The organism is Kitasatospora sp. NPDC050543 (assembly GCF_044457565.1).
Taxonomy (GTDB): Bacteria; Actinomycetota; Actinomycetes; order Streptomycetales; family Streptomycetaceae; genus Kitasatospora.
On record NZ_JBITGZ010000014.1, the window covers coordinates 179,503 to 198,123 of the forward strand.

The following is an 18,621-nucleotide window of genomic DNA, read 5'->3' on the forward strand; positions in this document are numbered from 1 at the left end:
AATCACGGCGGAGCCGGTCCTCATCAGCTCATCAGGTCATGTGCTCATCGGCGCATCGCCTCATCACCGGCCCGGACGCCTGAGCTCAGGTTCGCTCTGCGCCTCGTCCCAGTTGGTCCAGGACGAATCGAAGGGTGCCCCGGCCGCGGCGGCGGGCACGACCCCCGCGGCCGTGATCGCGAGACCGGCAGCCGCGGCGCAGGCAAAGGACTTCTTCATCGGATCCCCTGAGAGTGACGAACGGTCGGCTCGGACCGCTGAGGCGATCCGGTCCACGGCGAATCGGCGGGGGCAGCGCGACGAGGGCCGCCGCCGTTCACTCCCGGATGATCCGGCTCGTCAGCCTAGGGCGGGACGGCCACCCGGGACTGTGCCCAGCGCGCAGGATCGTGTGACGATCCGTGCAGTCGGGCGTGCTCACCGCCAGCCTGCGGAAGTCCCTGGGCGGGATGCCGTACATGTCGCGGAAGGCCCGGCTGAAGACGGCGGGCCCGGTGAACCCCCAGTGCGCGGCGATGGTGTGGACGGGGAGGGTGAGCAGGTCCCGCCGGGCGAGGTCGGCGCGGGCCTGTTCGAGCCGGCGCCGGCGGATGAAGGCCGAGACGCTCTCCCCCTCCCCCCGGAACAGCGCGTGCAGCGAGCGCACCGAGATGTGGTGGCGAGCGGCGACGGCGGACGGGGTCAGGTCGGGATCGCCGAGGTTGTGCTCGATGAACGCCTTGACGCGCTCCAGCATGGCCTGCCGCCGTGCCTCGACCGGGAGTTCGCCGTACGTGCCGGCGTGCTGGGCCAGGCAGGCGGCGACCAGGTCGAGCAGCACGCCACCGAGCCGGCCCAGCTCGTGTTCGCCGCACTCGCGGGCATGGGCTTCCAGCGTCCCGATGAACTGGACCAGGATCGCCCCCATCCCGGCCCCCGCCGGGATCCTGCGGGCGAGCAGGCGGTCGACCCGGCCGGCCCGGATCGGCAGCACCTCGCGGGGCACCTGGATCATGACGGCCCGCGTGATCGCGCCCGGGTCGTCGACCGCCCCCGCCTCGAACGGGTGGGACGTGTCGTAGAGCACCAGGTCATCGGAGACGAGACCCGAGTCCTGGCCGTTCTGCGAGACCCACATCGGGTTACCGGTGACGAAGGCCAGCTGGTACTGCTCCGGGTCGCTGTGCCGCACGAGCGCGGGCGGGCGACGCGACCGTACGGGGGAGTGCAGGAAGGTGGACATCTGGACGGCGCCGAGGTCCAGTGCGGCGACCTCCGCCAGGAAGTCGGCGGCGTGCGAGCTCTTGATCGCCGTGGGCACCAGTGCGCGGGCCACGGTGTCGGAGAACCACTCGAACCTGTCCTCCACCGGCAGAGCGGCGGCGGACTCCTTGGACCACATCCCGGAAGTCCCCCTTCACCACGGTCGGCCCCGACTTCCGGGACGACGGATGGTCCCAGTCTCCCCTTCCCGCCGTCGCGGACGACCGGCGGGCACCCCGCCCACCCCGCCCGACCTTCAGCCGGACTCCGGTTCCAGGGCCTGCAGTTCCACCCGGAACCGCACCGACGAGCCGTCCGGGCGGCCGGCCTCCCCCTCGAACACCGAAGCCCCGCTGAAGGGTTCGTCGGTGTCGAACGCCCAGAGCAGGTGGGCCCGTACCGGCGCGAGCGCCTCGGAGAGGGTACGTGGACGAGGGGCCGCACCGGTCAGCGCACGCTCCACCGTGTCCAGGACGTACGCGAGCCCGGCGACGTGCCGAAGGGCCCGCCTCGTCGTGGCGAGCAACTCGGCCGGTGCCAGGTCCGCCAATGCCGGGCCGCCGCCCTCCCCCTCCCCCTGCACTGCGGCCAGCCAGGACCGCGCCTCCTCCCGGCGCGCCCGGCCGAGCTCCGACGCGATCCTCGGCCAGCGCGCCGCCAACGCCACGTCCGTCCCCGCCGCCTCCGCCGTCACGCCGGGACCTCCTCGTCCACCGGCCCGACCAGCACCCACACGCACTTCCCGATCCCGCCCGCACGCGGCCGGCAGCCCCACGCGGTGGACAACTCCCTTACGAGCAGCAGGCCCCGGCCCGACTCGTCCTCGCCGGTCGTGCCCACCAGCACGGTCGGCCGGTCGTCACTCGCGTCGTGCACCTCGATCCGCAGCCAGTCCGCCCCCAGCTCGAACCGGACCTCGATCAGCCGACCGGCCGGCACGCGGGCGTGCTCGACGGCGTTCGTCACCAGCTCGCTGATCAGCAACTCACCGACCTCGGCGTACCGTTCGCCGCCGTCGAGGTCGGCGAGGAAGGCGCGCAGCAGCCGACGGGCCGTGCCGGCCGAGCGGCGGTGACGCGGCAGCCAGCAGGCGTGTGCACCCGCCAACGCGGGCGGTCTGTGCAGGGTTTCGGGCATGGCGAAGCCACCTCCGGGTGGGGTCGACTGGTTCGACTGATTCGGAGACCGAAGAGGGGGCGCACGGACCTCCGGCGCACTCACGCACAGCGAGCAGCCCGCTTCGTTCCGCCACCAATCATCGGCGCACGGAGCTACGGTGGCGAGCAATCAGCCAGTGCCAGCGAGGTTCTTGGTACCAAGGGGGCAGACCATGACCCGTCGGAAGTCCACCGATCCCAACCTGCGGTCGAGCGCCGCCTCCCTGTTCGGCGCCCTGCTGCGGCGCAGCCGCGAGGCGAAGGGGATGTCACAGGGCGAGCTGGCCAGGCTGATCCCGTGCAGCCGCCCGCTGGTGACGCGGATCGAGGCGGGGATCCGGGTGCCGCAGAAGCCGTATGTCACGGCCTGCGACACCCTCCTGGGGACGGGCGGGGAGCTGCTGGAGATCTGGGAGGAGGTCGACTGGTACGCACAGGTCGAACACCCCGACTGGTTCAAGCGGTTCGCGAAGATCGAGTCGACGGCGACGATGATTCAGGAGTACCAGGTGCTCCGGATCTCCGGCCTCTTGCAGACCGAGACCTACATGCGCGCCCTGTTCGCCGGCGGCCAGTCAGCCGACGACCCGGACCGTATCGAGGAGATGGTCACCGCCCGACTGGGCCGTCAAGATCGCCTCTTCGGCCCGAATCCACCCCTGCTGACCGTCATTCTTGCCGAACCTTCACTCCGACAGTTGGTCGGCGGCCCCGAGGTGATGCATGAACAACTCGGACACCTGCTCAAGGTCGGGAGGCTCTCGAACATCGTGCTTCAGGTCGCCCCCTTCAGCCTTGGTGCCCACTCCTTCGGATGCACAATGACTCTCCTGACTCTGCCCGAAGGAAGGCCGCGTCTCTACACCGAGAGCCTGAGTCATGGCCATTTCATCGAAGATCCCGACCAGATCCAGCTTCGTCAACGCCGCTATGCTCGGCTTCAGGCGGACGCCCTCTCAGTACGAGAGAGCGCGGAGCTGATCCAAAGCTTGAGGGAAGGGCTTCTGAACATGCGAACCACCGCTGGTCACCTGCCTACGGAGTCGTGGCGCAAGTCCTCCTACAGTGACGACGACGGCGGCCAGTGCATCGAGGTCGCCCACGACGTCCCCGGACACGTCCCCGTCCGCGACTCCAAGGACCCCGAGGGCCCGGCCCTCGTGTTCTCCACCTACGCCTGGCGGTCCTTCATCGCGGGCATCCGGGCCGGAGACTTCCCCGCCGGCTGCTGACCGCCGACCGGCCCAACTCACTCGTACGAGTGAGTGTCCCGCACTCCGCGCCTCCGCTGTAGCAGGCTCTGGTGAAGCGGCCGTTCCACTCCGCAACGGCCCAAACACGAGACCTCGGAGCCGGTCATGGCGAACGTTCCCCAAGACCTCAAGTACAGCAAGGACCACGAGTGGGTGCGGTCCCTGAACAAGGAGCGGGTCCGCATCGGCATCACGGACTTCGCGCAGAAGCAGCTGGGCGACATCGTGTACGTGGAGCTGCCCAAGGTCGACGACACCTTCGATTTCTCGGAGCCGATCGGCTCCATCGAGTCGGTCAAAGCCGTCTCCGAGGTGTACACGCCGGTGAGCGGCAAGATCGCGGCGGTCAACGAGACGCTGAACGACTCGCCGGAGGAGACCAACACCGACCCGTACGGTGAGGGCTGGCTGGTCGAGCTGACGCTGTCCAACCCGAAGGAGCTCGACGAGCTGCTCTCCGCCGCCGAGTACGAGCAGTACGTCAAGGAGGAGACGAGCTAGCCTCCGGCGCAGGTACCCCTGCCGGACCCGCAGACCCGCCGAGGAACCCGAGGAACCCGAGGAACCCGAGGAACCCGAGGAGACGACGCCCCATGAGCATCGACCCGACCGACCCGGACACGTTCGAGGCAGAGTCCGACCTCATCGAGATCGACGTCGAGGCGCCGGAGGCGGACGCCGCCGAGCAGCACGCCGATCTCTCACCGCTGCGCGACGACCGCCTCAACGGCGTCGACCACGACTCCGCGAACGAGGCCGACCGCGTCGAGCAGTCCCGCATCGTCGAGCTGAACGAGGACGAGTACCGGTAGGCGCCCGCGCGACCGGCACCACCGGCCGGCCTCCGGGGGCGATCCTGCGCCGCCGCCCCCGGAGGCGCCCCGGGAGGTCCGTTCACACGTCGCGGCGCCGGACGAACACCACCGCCAGGACGATCGCGACCAGCGGCCAGAGCACGTACACCGTCCAGGATCCACCGACCGTGGCGTCGAACCCCAGGGAGTGGGCCTGCGGCTCCCAGTTCTGCACCAGGCGCTTCCAGGCGGTGGACACCATGGCGTGGTTGATGTCCGCGGACCAGCGCCTGCTGGTCGAGAAGAAGAGCGGCAGCATCAGCAACGTGACGGCGCTGGTGACCATGGTGGCGGCGCTGTGCCGGATCAGGACGCCGAGGCCGAGGCCGATCAGCGCGCAGACCGGGGCGAGCAGCGCGGACGCGACCATCGCCCGGAGTACACCCGGGTGGGTGAAGGGGACTCCGGCGTGCTGGCCGTGCAGGACGGCCTGGGCGACCGCGAACGAGCCGATCGCGGTCACCGTCCCGACCACCGTCCAGAGCACCGCCATGACGACCGCCTTGGCCAGGACCACCGAGCCACGGGCGGGGACGGCGACGGTGGTGGTGGCGATCAGGCCGCTGCTGTACTCGCTGACGACGGAGATCGCGCCCAGGCTGCCGGCCACCAGCATCAACGTCATGTAGGCGGGGGGCGGGTAGGCGTCGAACACCAGGAAGTCGGACATCGTCGCGCGCCGGCCGGGGTCCATGTGCGCGAGGTTGCTGGCGTCCGCCAGCGCCGCCAGCGCGGCGCAGCCGATCACGAACAGGACGGTGAAGGCGAGCAGCCACGGGGTGGAGCGCAACGAGCGCGTCTTGATCCATTCGGCGGCGACCAGGTCGCCGAACCGGGTGCGGGTCCCGTCGGCGGTATCGGCGGCGGGCGCGGCGGCCGGGGCGGCGGAGGCGAGTGTGCTCATCGGGGCTTCCCTGCGAGGTATTCGACGCTGTCGGCGGTCAGTTCCATGAAGGCCTCCTCCAGGGAGGCGCTGCGGGTGGTCAGTTCGTGCACGGGGATCCCGTGCTCGTGGGCGAGCGCGCCGATCCGCTCGGCGGGCAGGCCGGTGACGCTGAGCCGCTCGGCGCCCGCCGAGCCCTCCGGCTCGACCGAGGCGCCGGCGGCGGTCAGCACCACCGTCAGCTCGGTGGCCTGCGGAGTGCCCACCAGCACGCTGAGCCGGGTACTGCGGGCGGCGAAGCTCCGTACGCTCTCCGCGGCGATCAGCCGGCCCTGGCCGATCACCACGAGCTGGTCGGCGGTGTTCTCCATCTCCGACATCAGATGGCTGGAGAGGAAGACCGCGCGGCCCTCGGCGGCGAGGCGGCGGAAGAGGTGGCGCACCCAGAGGACGCCCTCCGGGTCCATGCCGTTGATCGGCTCGTCGAACATCAGCACCGGCGGGTCGCCGAGCAGCGCGGTGGCGATGCCGAGCCGCTGCTTCATGCCCAGCGAGAAGCCGCCGATCCGGCGCCGGGCCGCCTCTGCGAGGCCGACCTCCGCGAGCACCTCCTCCACCCGGCGCAGCGGGATGCCGTTGCTGCGGGCCAGGGCCGACAGGTGGGCGGTGGCGGTACGGCCGCCGTGCACCCGGCCGGCGTCGAGCAGGGCGCCGACGTGGCGCAGGCCGCGTGAGTGGCCGCGGAAGGGGACGCCGCTGACCGTGGCGGTGCCGGCGGTGGGCGCGTCCAGGCCGAGGATCAGCCGCAGGGTGGTGGTCTTGCCTGCTCCGTTGGGTCCGAGGAACCCGGTGACCTGCCCGGGCCGGACGGTGAAGGACAGCTGGTGGACGGCGGTCCTGCCGCCGTAGCGCTTGGTGAGTTCGTTGACTTCGATCACGGCAGCAACCCTGCCGGGCGGGGCGCCGTCCGGTCATGGTGCCGTGGGCGGCAATCGCGCGGCCGGGTCAGCCCGCGGGACTACATCCCCGGGCCGATGCCCGGGCGGGCACCGGCTGGTTAGTCTCGCGGCATGGACGCCACACCGACCACCCCGTTGCCTGCGCGCGGTTCGCCTCGTGAGGTCCCGCTCGACGGGGGCACACCGCCGATGACGGGGACGAGGGTCGCGGCCTGGACGGGCGGTGTGCTCTACCTCTTGATGGTGGGTCTGCTGGTGGCGGGCGCGCCGACGGCCTCGGGCACGGTCCGCGCCGTCGGGTCGCTGCTGGCCCTGAGCCTGCTCATCGGTGTGCTGCGACGGAGGCCGCTGCTGGCGCTGGCCCTGACGCTGTTCGGATCCACCATGGTGGTGGTGGGCCCGCCGAGCTCCGCCGCCGCGAGCCTGTCGGTGTCGTACCAGGGTCAGTTCCTGTCGTGCCTGGCGGTGGACGTCGTCCTGGGCTTCATCGTCGCCACCAGCACGCGGCGGGCCTCGATCACGGCCGTGGCCGTGTCCTTCACCGTGCAGCTGCTGGTCATCGCCGGCTTCGCGTACGGGGACAACCTGACCGTCAACGGCGTGATCGCCCTGCTGGCGATGGCGGCGGCCGGCACGGTCGGTCTGCTGAGCCGCGAGCGCCGCGAGCACGCGGTGGCGCTGCGGTCGCAGGAGGTGGCCGAGGCCGTGACAGTCGAGCGCCTGCGGATCGCGCGGGAGCTGCACGACATGGTCGCGCACAGCATCGGCATCATCGCCATCCAGGCCGGGGTGGGCAGCCGGGTCATCCGGACCCAGCCCGCGGAGGCCCACGCGGCGCTACAGGCCATCGAGGCCACCAGCAGGGAGACCCTGTCGGGCCTTCGGCGTACGCTGGTGGCGCTCCGTCAGTCCGACCCGGACGCGGCGGGCCCGGGGCGGGCACCGCTCGCGCCCTCGCCAGGTCTGGCGGACATCGAACGGCTGGCGGCGGCGACGGCCGACGCGGGGGTACGCGTCGACGTGCGCCGCAGCGGGGAGCAGCGTCCGCTGCCGGCCGACATCGACCTGTCCGCCTACCGGATCGTGCAGGAGGCGCTGACCAACGTGGTCCGCCACGCGGGCACCGGGCGTTGCCGGGTGGCCATCGACTACGGAGACGAGGAACTGCTGGTGGAGGTCGTCGACGACGGGCGCGGCGGCGCCGAGAGCGGCTCGGCCCACGGCTTCGGCCTCGTGGGCATGCGGGAGCGGGTCGGCCTGCTGCACGGCCGCCTCAGTGCGGGGCCGCGTCCCGAGGGCGGCTTCCGGGTGGCGGCACGGTTGCCGTTGCCCGAGCCGGTCGGAGTTCCGGTGGAGGCCCGATGAGCCAGACGACCGTCCGGGTGCTGCTCGCCGACGACCAGCCGCTGGTGCGATCCGGTCTGCGGGTGCTGATGGCCGACACCCCGGACCTGGTGGTCGTCGGCGAGGCCGCGACGGGCGCGGAGGCGGTGCGGCTGGCCGGGGAGGTGGCGCCGGACGTGGTGGTGATGGACATCCGGATGCCCGGGATGGACGGGATCGAGGCCACCCGCCGGATCACGGCCGGCCCCGGCACGACGCGGATCCTGGTCCTGACCACCTTCGACGAGGACGACCACGTCTACGGCGCGCTCCGGGCCGGTGCGAGCGGCTTCGCCGTGAAGGACATGGCGCTGGACGACATCCTCGCCGCGATCCGGGTGGTCGCCGCGGGGGACGCGCTGATCGCGCCGGGGGTGACGCGCCGTCTGATCGCCGACTTCATCCGGCAGCCGGAGCCCGCCCGGCCAGCCGCGGAGCCTTCCGTCCGGCCGGCCGAGGGCATCACCGAGCGGGAGCGCGAGGTGCTGACCCTGGTCGGCCGTGGCCGCTCGAACAGCGAGATCGCGGCGGAGCTCTGCATCTCGGTGGCCACCGCCAAGTCGCACGTGGCCCGGCTGTTCACCAAGCTGGGCGCCCGGGACCGGGTCCAACTCGTCATCACCGCGTACGAGATGGGGCTTGTCGCAGCACCCCGCTGAGCACCGGTCGGACCTCGGGGCGGGAGCCGGGACCGGGAGCCGGGACCGGGCCCGCCCCGGAGAGCCGGCCCGGCCGCCGGTCAGTGGCCGGGCGCGGCCGGAGCGGTGACCGGGCTGGTGGACCAGGGGTTGTACACCGCGGCGCGCTTGTCCTGCATGCCGGTCAGGCGCCAGACCATGGTGATCGCCAGGCCCGCGGCCACGACCTCCAGGACGTCGCCGGCGATCAGCACCCGCACCGCCGACCGGATGGCGTCGACGTCGGGGTGGATGAGTATCCCGCCCAGCCGGGTGGCCATGACCGCCCCCACGAAGCTGACCCACCACAGCGAGACCACGGTGTGGGGGACGAACCGGCGCTCGCCGTCGCCGCCCAGCGGCGCGCTGGCCTGCCAGTTGTCGGCGGCCATCCGCCACGGGATCCAGAGCGCGACGAAGGGGGTGAACCAGCCGCCGATCGCCCACCCCTTGCCGAATGTGTGCCCCGTGGGAACGAACAGCCCGGCGTTGGCACGAACACGGTGGAACCAGATGATGAACACGATGGCCGTGACGATCTCGACCAGCAGATGACCGCCGTCCAGCGCCGCGTCGATGTCGGTCAGGCGGCCGATCAGTTCCCCGTCCGCCGAACGGATGTCGGCGAGCACATCGCCGGTCATACCGTACAACCGGATGTTCATCACCAGCAGTGCCAGCCGTACGGCCGCGCAGAGCGACAGCAGCACGGTGACGGCGATCGCCAGGGCGCGCGGCGAACGGTAGGACAGCGGCCAGCCGGGCGCGGCGCTCGCGCAGCCGGAGCACAGGTGGTTCGAGGTGATGGCCGGCCAGAGATGACAGGTCGTACAGGGCATCGCTCAACAGCTCCAAGGGCGGCCGACAGGCCCCCGAGCCGGGGGCCGCGCCAGACTCTAGGGCCTCGCGAGAGCGCTGCTCCACCCCTTATCGGTGCAGCTCACGGGGCATATGGGCGCGATTGCCGACAGATCGTCACGAGATCGACGAGCTCTGGGGCGTACCACCGGACGGGGTACGCTCGTCGGGCTCACGAAAACGCGGCCCGGTCGGTAGCCCGGGCGCTGTCGCGCCTGCGCGCGGCAGTCTGTATCCGCCCTCTCCAGGGATGTCCGGTGTGCCGGAATCCGGCCTCGTCAGGCCGGTGGTCGGCCTGCCCTGGAGAGAGAGAATGCCCACACCCGCGTCCGATGCCACCGCCACGCCCACATCCGTCAGCTTCACCGTCTGCTTCGACGCGCCGTTCTGGGTCGGCGTCCTGGAGGTCGCCGAGGCGGGTGAAGTCCGGGCCACCCGCGTCGTGTTCGGCAGCGAACCCACCGACGCCGAGCTCTTCCAGTTCCTGCTGCGCCATGGCGGCGCGCTGCTGGAACGCGCGCACGCCAACCCTCCGGTGACGGCGCCCGAGCGGCGTACGGCCCGCCCCAACCCCAAGCGCGCCGTGCGGCTCGCCGCGCGCGAGGCCGCCAGGGTGGCCGAGGGGCGGCGCGGCACCGCCGCGCAGGAGGCCGTGCGTCTGGAGACCGAGCAGCGCAAGTCCCGCGGCGCGGCGGACGCCAGGAGGAGGGAGCAGGCCGAGGCCGAGCGCCGGTACGCGCTGAAGCGCGCCAAGAGCAAGCTCCGCAAGCGCGGGCGCTGAACGAGGGCCGGCCGCCTCGGGCGCGCGCAGCTCGGCCTCGTACGGGAGCGGTTCAGCCCTCGTACGGCAGCAGCTCCGCGCGCTTGGGCGGCCGGCCGTCGCCGGAGGAGCGGCCGGTGAGGCGGCGGCCGATCCACGGGCCCAGGTGGGAGCCCAGCCAGCGCAGGTCCGTGGCGAGCTTCTCGGTGCGGGCGCGCGGCGGCGCGGGCGGCAGCGGCGCGCGCCAGTCGAAGGCGGCCGGGCGGCCGAGCGCCTCCAGCACCGCCTCGGCGACCCGGCGGTGGCCCTCGGGCGACAGGTGCAGCCGGTCCTCGTCCCAGAGCCGCCGGTCGTCGAAGCAGGGCGCCGAGAAGAGGTCGACCACGGCGATCCTCGGATCCCTGCCCAGCTCCTCGACGAAGGCCTTCATCCGCAGGATGGTCGGCAGCAGCCGCGCACTGCCCGCCAGGCGGCGGGTCGGATCGGTGCTGGTGAACATCACCACGGTGGTCGCGCCGGAGTCGAGCAGCGCGGCGGCGGAGCGGCCGAGCGCCTGCTCCACCTGCGCGATGTCGCATCCTGGGCGCAGCACGTCGTTCAGCCCGCCGGCGAGGGTCACCAGCTCGCCGCGCATGGCGGCGGCGACGGGGATCTGCTCGTCGTGGATCTGGCCGATCAGCTTGCCCCGGACGGCGAGGTTGGCGTACCGGAACCCGGGCCCGGCCTGCCGGCCGTCGCCGGCCGGGCCGTTGGCGGCGGCGGGGGGCTCGGTGGCGCCGGCGGGCTCGGTGGCGAGGGCTTGGGCGACGCGGTCGGCCCACCCCCGGTAGTGGCCGTCGGACAGCACGTCGTCGCACATGCCCTCGGTGAAGGAGTCCCCGAGGGCGACGTAGCTTCGGTACACGGTGTTTGCGGCGCTCTTCTCCATAGCCCGTCGATCGTACGCGCGCCCCTACCGCCGGGTACGCCGCCCCCTACCCACGGGTACGGCGGGCGCCGCCCGCACGGGGGTGGCCGGCGACGACGTGGTGAGCGCGCCACCGGCGATGTCCGAGGGTCGTCCGCTCCCCCCGCACGGCGGGAGCTCCCCGGGGCAGAATCAGGGGAGCGCGGGAGAGCGCCGTGGAGCGCCGGCTTGGGTGCGGGAGACGGGTGAGGATATGGCGGGGGCCGTACAGGGGCTGAGCATCGGTGAGCTGGCCGAGGCAGCCGGGGTGAGCGTGAAGACCGTCCGCTTCTACTCGGACTCCGGGGTGCTCCCCGAGAGCGGGCGCAGCGCCGGTGGCCACCGGCGGTACGGGGAGGAGGCGTTGGAGCGGCTGCGGACCGTACGGCGGCTGCGCGCGCTCGGGCTGGGGCTGCCGGCGGTGGAGGGGGTGCTGCGCGGCGGGGCCGGGCTGGACGAGGCGCTGGCGCGGCAGCGGGCCGAGGTCGGCCGCAGGCTCACCGAACTGCGGTGGAACGAGGCCGCGTTGGAGGCGCTGGCGCTGGCCGGCCCGGAGGGCCTGGAACTGCTCGGCGACGCCCTGCGGACCACGCCGACCACGGACGCCCTGGCCGCCTTCTGGCGCCGGGTGCTGCCCGCGCGGCTGCCGGCGCGGCTGGTCTCGGCGATCGTCGACGCGGCCGTGCCCGAGCTGCCGTCCGCGCCGACCGCCCAGCAGGCCCTGGCGTACGCGCGGCTGCACGCACTGGCCACCGACCGCGCGGCGGCCGCCGCCGTCCGGGAGGCCTCGGCGGGCGATTACGACGCCGTGCTGTACTACGAGGGCCTCGGCGAGGCGTACGAGCTGGCCGGCCTGGAGCTGGCGGGCCGGGAGCCGGGGGACGGCCTGGCGCCCGGCGCGGCGTTGGACTGCTTCGTCGCCGCGCACGCCGCCGCGAAGGGGAAAGTCGACTCCGCCGACTTCCGGCGCTCCCTGACCCTCCAGCTGCGCAACCGGGTGGACCCCTTGATGCTGGCCTACTGGTCGCTGTCCGCGCAGCTGCGCCCGGCGGAGGCGGGACCGGACATGGGCACGGCGCATGCCTGGCTCCTCACCGCCCTGAAGCAGCGGTACCCGGCCGCCTGACCGGCGGCGACTGCGACTTGCGGCTGCGGCGGGCCGGGCCCGGCGCGGGAGCGCCTGAGCACCAGCGCGCCGAAGCGGCGGCCGCGTCAGTCGGCCAACGCCACCCCGTCCACCCCCACGGACGCCGCCGGCACCGCCACCGGCGGCGGCGCCGGGAAGGTGACGCGGGCGGTGAAGGCGTCCGGCGTGGGGCCCTTGGCACGCAGCAGGGTCAGCCGCTGCTCGGCCTCCTGCTCGGTGGGGCGGTGACCGGCCGGGACCCACCAGAGGGCGGTCATCGCCTCGACCGGCTTCTCGAACCACTCGCGCCTGCGGCGCAGCACCTCGCGGTGCGAGCGGTGGTAGACGAAGGCTTCGAGAGCGGCGGGGTCCCGCCACACCGACCTGTTGACGATCAGCCAGTCGTCGCCGAAGATCCGGAAGCCGGTGGCATTGCCGTCCTCGCTCTGCAACCGCCAGACGAAGCCGTCGGCGGTGTCCGCGACGGCGTTGACCGGGTCGAGGGCGGCGACGAAGTCGGCCAGCTGCGGGCTGTCGATCGGCGCGAGCATCCGGGCGATGTTGACCTGGGCGAGTTCGAATTCCGCGGGCTCGAAGTCCGCTGCTCCCGATGCGGGTTCGGAGGCGGGTTCGGGGGCGGGCACACGCGCGGGTGTGGGCGGGGGCGTCGTCATGGCGCGACCCTAGCCGCCGACGGCCACGCTGTCCCCGGCGTTCCGGTCCGTGAACCAGTGCTCGCGTACGGCGTCGGTCGGGCGCTGCTCGCCGAGGGCGCCCAGGCCCCACTCCCCCAGGGCGGTGACGACCCCGCGCAGCGCCGTGCCGCGCTCGGTGAGCTCGTACACGGTGGCGTTGGCGGGGCGTTCCAGGCGGCGGCGCAGCACCAGACCCTCGCTCTCCAGCTGCTTGAGCCGGCTGGCGAGGATGTCGGTGGAGACGCCCGGCAGGTCGGCGTGCAGGTCGGTGTAGCGGCGCGGGCCACCGAGGAGTTCACGGACGATCAGAAGGCTCCAGCGCTCCCCCACCGCGTCCAGGGCGCGGGCGACGGCGCAGTACTGGTCGTAGCTTCGACGTGACATGAGGATCAGCATAGCCAAAAGGTTGGACTTTCCAAGTGCTTACTTGGTAGAACAAAGCAACCAGTTGTGAGGGTGAGGGTCGGGAGGCCACTGATGGAGTTCCGCCAGTCCAGCAAGCTCGCGGGTGTCTGCTACGAGATCCGGGGGCCGGTGGTCGACCAGGCGAACGCCCTGGAGGAGGCCGGCCACAGCGTGCTGCGGCTCAACACCGGCAACCCGGCGCCGTTCGGTTTCGAGGCGCCGGAGGAGATCATCCAGGACATCATCCGCAACCTGCGCGGCGCGCACGGCTACAGCGACGCGCGCGGCATCCTGCCCGCCCGCCGGGCCGTGGTGCAGTACTACCAGCAGCGCGGTGTGGACGGCGTGACGGTGGATGACGTCTTCCTCGGCAACGGCGCCTCCGAGCTGATCCAGATGGCCGTGCAGGCCCTGGTCGACGACGGCGACGAGGTGCTCGTACCGGCCCCCGACTTCCCGCTCTGGACGGCCGTCGTCCGGCTCGCGGGCGGCAAGGCCGTGCACTACCTCTGCGACGAGGAGGCGGACTGGTACCCCGACCTCGACGACATCGCCTCGAAGATCACCGCCCGCACCAAGGCGATCGTCGTCATCAACCCCAACAACCCCACCGGCGCCGTCTACCCCAAGGAGCTCCTGGAGGGCATCCTGGGGCTCGCCCGCCGGCACGGCCTGATGGTCCTCGCCGACGAGATCTACGACAAGATCCTCTACGACGAGGTCGAGCACCACTGCCTGGCCGCGCTCGCCGACGACGTGGTCACCCTCACCTTCAACGGCCTCTCCAAGGCCTACCGGGTCGCCGGCTTCCGCAGCGGCTGGCTGGTCGTCTCCGGGCCCAAGGAGCACGCCAGGGACTACCTGGAGGGCCTGACCATGCTCGCCGGCATGCGACTGTGCCCCAACGTGCCCGCCCAGTACGCGATCCAGGCCGCGCTCGGCGGCCACCAGTCGATCCACGACCTCACCCTGCCCACCGGCCGGCTGACCGAGCAGCGCGACGTCGCCTGGCGGGCGCTCAACGACATCCCGGGCGTCAGCTGCGTCAAGCCCAAGGGGGCGCTGTACGCCTTCGCCAAGCTCGACCCGGCCGTGCACCGGATCGTCGACGACGAGCGGTTCGTGCTGGACCTGCTGCTCCGCGAGAAGATCCACATCGTCCAGGGCACCGGCTTCAACTGGCCCCGGCCCGACCACTTCCGGTTCGTCACGCTGCCGCGCGCCGACGACCTGGAGACGGCGATCAGCCGGATCGGGCGCTTCCTGACCACCTACCGGCAGTGACCGGCGCGGGACGGGAAAGCGGCGGTGACCGCCCGGGACGGCGCCGGCGGCGTCCCGTCGGGTGGGCGGGCACCGGCGCTCCGTAGGGTGGGCGGCATGACCGTGCTCCGCTCCGTGCTGCTCTTCGCCCTCGCCGCCGTCGCCGAGATCGGCGGCTGCTGGCTGGTCTGGCAGAGCATGCGCGAGTCCCGCCCGTGGTGGCTGGCCGGGCTCGGCGTGGTCGTCCTGGGCGGCTACGGCTTCGTCGCCGCCCTCCAGAGCGACAGCCACTTCGGCCGGGTCCTGGCCGCGTACGGCGGCGTCTTCGTCGCCGGGTCACTGCTGTGGGGCGTCCTGTTCGACGGCTTCCGGCCCACCCGCTACGACCTGATCGGCGCCGCGATCTGCCTCACCGGCGTCGCCGTCATCATGTACGGCCCACGCCGCTGAGCCGCCGGGTCAGCGGACGTAGTTCTTGAGGATCTCCGTCGGGAGCACGAACCCCACCGGGGCGGGGGGCGAACTCCAGGGCCTCCTCCACGGTCGAACACCCATCATGCCCGCTTCGAGGCCGCGGTGGGCGGCCGCGTCCCGGGACGGGCGTGCTACCAGCGAGTAGGGTTGGCCGGGCCCGCACCGACCGGAATCTTGCGAAGGACGCCCCCGATGCCCAAGCCCCCCGAGCCCGGCAGCCGCGCCCCCGAGTTCACCCTGCCCGGCCTGCTGCTCGACGTCGAGAGCGGCGCCGCCGAGCGCCGGGAGCACCGGCTGACCGAGGCCAAGGGCGGCCCGCTCGTGCTGGTCTTCTACCCCGGCGACGACACCGCCGTCTGCACCAAGCAGCTCTGCTCCTACACCTCCGACCTGGACCGCTTCCGCGGGCTCGGCGCGAGCGTCTGGGGCATCAGCCCGCAGGACCTGGACAGCCACGAGCGCTTCGCCCGCAAGCACGGCCTGGGCTTCCCGCTGCTGGCCGACACCGACCGGGCCGTCGCGCGGGCGTACGGCATCGCCGTCCCCGGGCTGGGGCTGCGGCGCTCGGTCTTCATCCTGGACGCCGACGGCACCGTCCGCTGGCGGCACGTCGCGCTGGCGGGGCTGACCTTCCAGCACGGCGACACCCTCGCCGAGGAACTGGCGAAGCTGGGCTGACGCAGCGCACCGGCCCCGGGCGCGAGGCGCTCCGGGGCCGGTGCGCGGCGATGCGGGGGCGATGCGAGGCCGCTGCGAGGGCCGGTGCGGGGGTGATGCGGCGGTGATGCCGCGCGGCCTACGGCGGGGCTACCAGCCCCAGCCGCCGCCCTCGCCGTCGTCGTCGGTGCCGCTGTCCCAGCCCTCGCCGACCTTGCGCAGGATGGTGTAGCTGTCCACCTGCGTGCCGTTCTCCGCCAGCGCGGTGACCTTCATCGAGGACTTCCGGCCCAGCTGCGCCGGGGTGACGTCGACCTTGATGAACGAGTAACCGGTGTAGCGCACCCGCGACCACTCGACGGTCTCGGTGACCCTCACCCCGCCCTTGGCGAAGTGGTAGGTGTTCACCGAGTCCTGGTGGTTCTCGTGGCCCTCGTAGGTGTCGGGGGCGTCGAAGCTGTACAGGCTGCGGCCGGCCGCACCCGCCGTCACGTAGACCACGCCCTCCGTGGCGGGCTCGACGGTGGCGCCGCTGGGCACCTGCTTGGAGACCTTGTTGCCGAGGATGGCGTCGGTGCGCTCGTACACGTGGTTGTGACCGTTGATCACCAGGTCCACCCGGTACTTCTCGAACAGCGGCACCCAGGCCTCGCGGACCCCGCCCTCGGAGGCGTGCTGGTGCGTGGTGGAGAACGCGCAGTGGTGGAAGAAGACCACGATGAAGTCGACGGTCTCGTCGCCGCGCAGGTCCTTCAGCTGACGCTCCAGCCATCTGGTCTGCTTGCCGGCCGAGATGCCGAGGTTGGCCGGGATCTCGTAGGAGACGTCGTTGGCGTCCAGCGAGATGACGCCGACGTTCTTGTACCGGAAGGTGTAGACGCCGGGCACGGTCCGCGGGTCCGGGCCGTTGTCCGGCAGGTAGAAGCGCGCGTTCTCGCCGCCGTAGCCGTTGTGCGAGTACCAGGCCTCCATGTCGTGGTTGCCGTAGGAGACCATCCACGGGACCTTCGAGGCGACCGTCTCGGTCTGGGCGAGGAACGCGTCCCAGGTGGCGGCGTTGTAGACGGCCTTGTCCGCGTCCTGGCCGGAGCCGGCCGGGTCGGCGTAGCAGATGTCGCCGGCGTGCAGGTGGAAGGCCGGGTTCTGGGCCAGGATGACGTGGTCGTTGCCGGCCGCGTGCGCGCTGACGCCCTGGTCGCCGAAGGCGGTGAAGGTGAACGGCTCGTACACCTTGCCCCAGCGGTGGTCGCGCCCGGGCGCGGTGCGGAAGGTGCCGAGGGTGGAGACGGCCTGCTGCGTGGCCGGGTCGAAGCCCTCGTGGCCGACGCCGTAGTAGTACGTGGTGTCGGGCCTGAGGTCCTCCAGCGCGACGTGCAGGTAGTACTGGTCGACCGGCTTGCCGGTCGGGGTGAGCGCCGGGGTGTGCAGCGCGCGCACCTCCGCCTGGACCTTGTGGCCGAGGTCCCAGGGAGTCCTGCCGTAGCGCAGGAAGGGCTTGCGGACCGGAGCCGGGACCTGCCAGGAGACCCGGAACTGGGTGTCCGGCTCGGGGCCGAAGGCGAGGTGACGGCCGATCGGGGCGACCAGTGCGCCGTCGATGCCGTCCGTGGCGGCGCCAGTCAGCAGCTGCGGGCCCGCCGGCGCGGCGAAAGCGCTGCCGGAGCCGAGCACGCCGCCCACGGCGAGGGCGCCGACGGTGACGGCGCCGGTGCGCAGCATGCTGCGGCGGGACAGGCGGCTGCGCAGGTACTCGTGCTGCTCCGCCATGCTCATACGGTCGGCGAGCTTCGCGGGCACGCCCATGCGGGGGATATCCATGGGCGGGACTTTCGCAGCGGCGGATTGCCCGTGCACGGACATCCGGTGAACGGGCCGCAACGTGCCGGTCAGTCGAACGCCAATGTTCGACCATGGCCGGGCAAAGCCACCCGGGCGGGGCCCTGCGCGGCGTGTGACGGCGGGGGTTGAGGCGGCGTCAGCGACGCGGGAGGTGTACCGGTGTGCGCTGTGTGGTTGGGGCTCTCGGTGTACCCGGGGCGCTAGGTGGCGATGGTCTCGTCCCAGCTGCTGGGGGCGCGGTTGCCGGTGCCGTCGCAGGTCCGGCAGACCTCCTCGCGGTAGGCGTGCTTGGCGCCGCTGGCGTCGACCGTGTAGCGGACGTAGATGCCGGTGCCGTCGCAGAGGAAGCAGTTGCCGCCGCCGCCGCCGACCTCGGTGGTGCCGGTGCCCTGGCAGGTGCGGCAGCTGAGGCCGGCCGTGCGGCCGGTACCGGCGCAGATCCGGCAGACCGTGGTCATCGTGCCGGTCCGGCGTGGCCGCCCCGCGTACTGCTGTACAAGGTCGTTCCCTCCGTTGGTCGAACCACCAGCCATGGTAGTCCCGCGAGCGGCCGCGCCGGGTGCGGTCAGCCGGGCAGGCCCTGCCTGACCCGGCGGGAGACGGCGAACTCCTGGAGGCCCAGGGTCGGCGGCGGGTCGGCCAGCCCGGGGCCGCCGGCCCGCACCCAGCCCGCTATCTCCTCCACCATGTCCTCCTCCAGCACCCAGCCGAGCCAGACCGGCCGCCCGCCGGCGAGCCGGCCCTCGGCGGAGGGGCTGACCACGACGACGTTGGAGTGCGCGCAGGCGTCCAGGCAGTCCACCGCCCGCACCCGGCCGTCCGAACCGACGCCCGTACGCAGCCGCTCCAGCTGCGCGGTGTGGTCGACTCCCGGATGCTTGGCCGCCGAGCCGCAGCAGCAGCCCCGGCAGACGCTCACCGTCACGGGGGCGGGGGCGGCCGGCTTCGCGGGGGCGGCCGAGCGGCTGCTTCGACGGCTCATCAGGTGCCTCTCAGGTGGTGCGGATGCTCTGCGCGGACACCGCTGCCCGCCCGAGCATGTTTGCACGCACCGCCCCCCGCGCGGGAGGCCGCCCACCGGATCCCGCCCCCGAGACCGGGCGAGCGAGCCGAAGGGGCGCGCCGGTGCCGAAAGGAAGGAGCGAGGAAGAGAGCGAAGCGAACGCGGGAGCGACGCCCGTCGGCACCGG

The 18,621-nt window shown here is 72.6% G+C and carries 22 protein-coding genes and 1 pseudogene; 10 read left to right on the top strand and 13 right to left on the bottom strand.

Annotated features, from left to right (window positions below):
* Window positions 1-63: 63 nt before the first annotated feature.
* From ACIBH3_RS19435 to ACIBH3_RS19450, 4 genes are all read right to left on the bottom strand, one after another.
* Window positions 64-219, bottom strand: coding sequence for a hypothetical protein (locus tag ACIBH3_RS19435; RefSeq protein WP_396313222.1), 156 nt, complete (start codon window positions 217-219; stop codon window positions 64-66).
* A gap of 97 nt (window positions 220-316) precedes the next feature.
* Window positions 317-1,381 (bottom strand): helix-turn-helix domain-containing protein, encoded by a 1,065-nt coding sequence (locus ACIBH3_RS19440; RefSeq protein ID WP_396313223.1) that lies wholly within the window; start codon window positions 1,379-1,381, stop codon window positions 317-319.
* 117 nt (window positions 1,382-1,498) lie between these two features.
* Window positions 1,499-1,936: a hypothetical protein gene (locus ACIBH3_RS19445; RefSeq protein WP_396313224.1), complete on the bottom strand. Its 438-nt coding sequence runs from the start codon at window positions 1,934-1,936 to the stop codon at window positions 1,499-1,501.
* Complete coding sequence (locus tag ACIBH3_RS19450) at window positions 1,933-2,379, bottom strand: ATP-binding protein (RefSeq protein WP_396313225.1); 447 nt, start codon at window positions 2,377-2,379, stop codon at window positions 1,933-1,935. The genes ACIBH3_RS19445 and ACIBH3_RS19450 overlap by 4 nt, the downstream gene beginning before the upstream one ends.
* 139 nt (window positions 2,380-2,518) lie before the next feature.
* Here ACIBH3_RS19450 and ACIBH3_RS19455 point away from each other — a divergent pair, with 139 nt between their 5' ends.
* The 3 genes from ACIBH3_RS19455 (at window position 2,519) to ACIBH3_RS19465 (ending at window position 4,464) form a co-directional block, all read left to right on the top strand.
* Complete coding sequence (locus ACIBH3_RS19455) at window positions 2,519-3,631, top strand: Scr1 family TA system antitoxin-like transcriptional regulator (protein WP_396313226.1); 1,113 nt, start codon at window positions 2,519-2,521, stop codon at window positions 3,629-3,631.
* 126 nt (window positions 3,632-3,757) lie between these two features.
* Window positions 3,758-4,153, top strand: coding sequence for a glycine cleavage system protein GcvH (gene gcvH, locus ACIBH3_RS19460; protein WP_396313227.1), 396 nt, complete (start codon window positions 3,758-3,760; stop codon window positions 4,151-4,153).
* 92 nt (window positions 4,154-4,245) lie between these two features.
* Complete coding sequence (locus ACIBH3_RS19465) at window positions 4,246-4,464, top strand: hypothetical protein (protein ID WP_396313228.1); 219 nt, start codon at window positions 4,246-4,248, stop codon at window positions 4,462-4,464.
* Window positions 4,465-4,546: 82 nt separating this feature from the next.
* Here ACIBH3_RS19465 and ACIBH3_RS19470 read toward each other — a convergent pair whose 3' ends face one another.
* Together ACIBH3_RS19470 and ACIBH3_RS19475 are read right to left on the bottom strand one after the other, a co-directional pair.
* The gene (locus ACIBH3_RS19470) at window positions 4,547-5,410 is read right to left on the bottom strand and encodes an ABC transporter permease subunit (RefSeq protein WP_396313229.1); all 864 of its coding nucleotides are present in this window, start codon (window positions 5,408-5,410) and stop codon (window positions 4,547-4,549) included.
* Complete coding sequence (locus ACIBH3_RS19475) at window positions 5,407-6,327, bottom strand: ATP-binding cassette domain-containing protein (protein ID WP_396313230.1); 921 nt, start codon at window positions 6,325-6,327, stop codon at window positions 5,407-5,409. Before ACIBH3_RS19475 ends, ACIBH3_RS19470 begins: the two co-directional genes overlap by 4 nt.
* A gap of 132 nt (window positions 6,328-6,459) precedes the next feature.
* On the opposite strand from ACIBH3_RS19475, the gene ACIBH3_RS19480 reads away from it, so the two are divergent.
* Together ACIBH3_RS19480 and ACIBH3_RS19485 are read left to right on the top strand one after the other, a co-directional pair.
* Window positions 6,460-7,713, top strand: coding sequence for a sensor histidine kinase (locus ACIBH3_RS19480; RefSeq protein WP_396313231.1), 1,254 nt, complete (start codon window positions 6,460-6,462; stop codon window positions 7,711-7,713).
* On the top strand, window positions 7,710-8,390 hold the full coding sequence (locus ACIBH3_RS19485; protein ID WP_396313232.1) for a response regulator: 681 nt from the start codon (window positions 7,710-7,712) through the stop codon (window positions 8,388-8,390). Before ACIBH3_RS19480 ends, ACIBH3_RS19485 begins: the two co-directional genes overlap by 4 nt.
* An 80-nt stretch (window positions 8,391-8,470) precedes the next feature.
* On the opposite strand, the gene ACIBH3_RS19490 is transcribed toward ACIBH3_RS19485, so the two are convergent.
* Window positions 8,471-9,247, bottom strand: a complete 777-nt coding sequence (locus ACIBH3_RS19490; RefSeq protein WP_396313233.1) for a DUF4328 domain-containing protein — start codon at window positions 9,245-9,247, stop codon at window positions 8,471-8,473.
* Between the two features lie 332 nt (window positions 9,248-9,579).
* On the opposite strand from ACIBH3_RS19490, the gene ACIBH3_RS19495 reads away from it, so the two are divergent.
* On the top strand, window positions 9,580-10,047 hold the full coding sequence (locus ACIBH3_RS19495; protein WP_396313234.1) for a YjdF family protein: 468 nt from the start codon (window positions 9,580-9,582) through the stop codon (window positions 10,045-10,047).
* A 52-nt stretch (window positions 10,048-10,099) separates the two neighbouring features.
* Here ACIBH3_RS19495 and ACIBH3_RS19500 read toward each other — a convergent pair whose 3' ends face one another.
* The gene (locus ACIBH3_RS19500) at window positions 10,100-10,954 is read right to left on the bottom strand and encodes an SGNH/GDSL hydrolase family protein (protein ID WP_396313235.1); all 855 of its coding nucleotides are present in this window, start codon (window positions 10,952-10,954) and stop codon (window positions 10,100-10,102) included.
* A gap of 232 nt (window positions 10,955-11,186) precedes the next feature.
* Here ACIBH3_RS19500 and ACIBH3_RS19505 point away from each other — a divergent pair, with 232 nt between their 5' ends.
* Complete coding sequence (locus ACIBH3_RS19505) at window positions 11,187-12,098, top strand: MerR family transcriptional regulator (RefSeq protein ID WP_396313236.1); 912 nt, start codon at window positions 11,187-11,189, stop codon at window positions 12,096-12,098.
* An 86-nt stretch (window positions 12,099-12,184) separates the two neighbouring features.
* On the opposite strand, the gene ACIBH3_RS19510 is transcribed toward ACIBH3_RS19505, so the two are convergent.
* Entirely contained in the window at window positions 12,185-12,772 is a 588-nt protein-coding gene (locus ACIBH3_RS19510; RefSeq protein WP_396313237.1) for a DUF3291 domain-containing protein, read from the bottom strand.
* 51 nt (window positions 12,773-12,823) lie between these two features.
* A pseudogene (locus ACIBH3_RS19515) lies at window positions 12,824-13,177 on the bottom strand (winged helix-turn-helix transcriptional regulator); the annotation flags it as partial.
* Between the two features lie 93 nt (window positions 13,178-13,270).
* Between ACIBH3_RS19515 and ACIBH3_RS19520 the strand changes: the two are divergent.
* The 3 genes from ACIBH3_RS19520 (at window position 13,271) to ACIBH3_RS19530 (ending at window position 15,613) form a co-directional block, all read left to right on the top strand.
* Window positions 13,271-14,482: a pyridoxal phosphate-dependent aminotransferase gene (locus ACIBH3_RS19520; RefSeq protein WP_396313238.1), complete on the top strand. Its 1,212-nt coding sequence runs from the start codon at window positions 13,271-13,273 to the stop codon at window positions 14,480-14,482.
* A 96-nt stretch (window positions 14,483-14,578) separates the two neighbouring features.
* Complete coding sequence (locus ACIBH3_RS19525) at window positions 14,579-14,911, top strand: YnfA family protein (RefSeq protein ID WP_396313239.1); 333 nt, start codon at window positions 14,579-14,581, stop codon at window positions 14,909-14,911.
* 216 nt (window positions 14,912-15,127) lie between these two features.
* Entirely contained in the window at window positions 15,128-15,613 is a 486-nt protein-coding gene (locus ACIBH3_RS19530) for a peroxiredoxin (protein ID WP_396313240.1), read from the top strand.
* A 129-nt stretch (window positions 15,614-15,742) separates the two neighbouring features.
* Here the strand turns inward: ACIBH3_RS19530 and ACIBH3_RS19535 are convergent, their stop codons facing one another.
* The 3 genes from ACIBH3_RS19535 to ACIBH3_RS19545 form a co-directional block, all read right to left on the bottom strand.
* The gene (locus tag ACIBH3_RS19535; protein ID WP_396313241.1) at window positions 15,743-17,410 is read right to left on the bottom strand and encodes a fibronectin type III domain-containing protein; all 1,668 of its coding nucleotides are present in this window, start codon (window positions 17,408-17,410) and stop codon (window positions 15,743-15,745) included.
* Window positions 17,411-17,631: 221 nt separating this feature from the next.
* The gene (locus ACIBH3_RS19540; RefSeq protein ID WP_396313242.1) at window positions 17,632-17,889 is read right to left on the bottom strand and encodes a hypothetical protein; all 258 of its coding nucleotides are present in this window, start codon (window positions 17,887-17,889) and stop codon (window positions 17,632-17,634) included.
* A gap of 107 nt (window positions 17,890-17,996) precedes the next feature.
* Window positions 17,997-18,413 (bottom strand): (2Fe-2S) ferredoxin domain-containing protein, encoded by a 417-nt coding sequence (locus ACIBH3_RS19545; RefSeq protein WP_396313243.1) that lies wholly within the window; start codon window positions 18,411-18,413, stop codon window positions 17,997-17,999.
* Window positions 18,414-18,621: the final 208 nt, after the last annotated feature.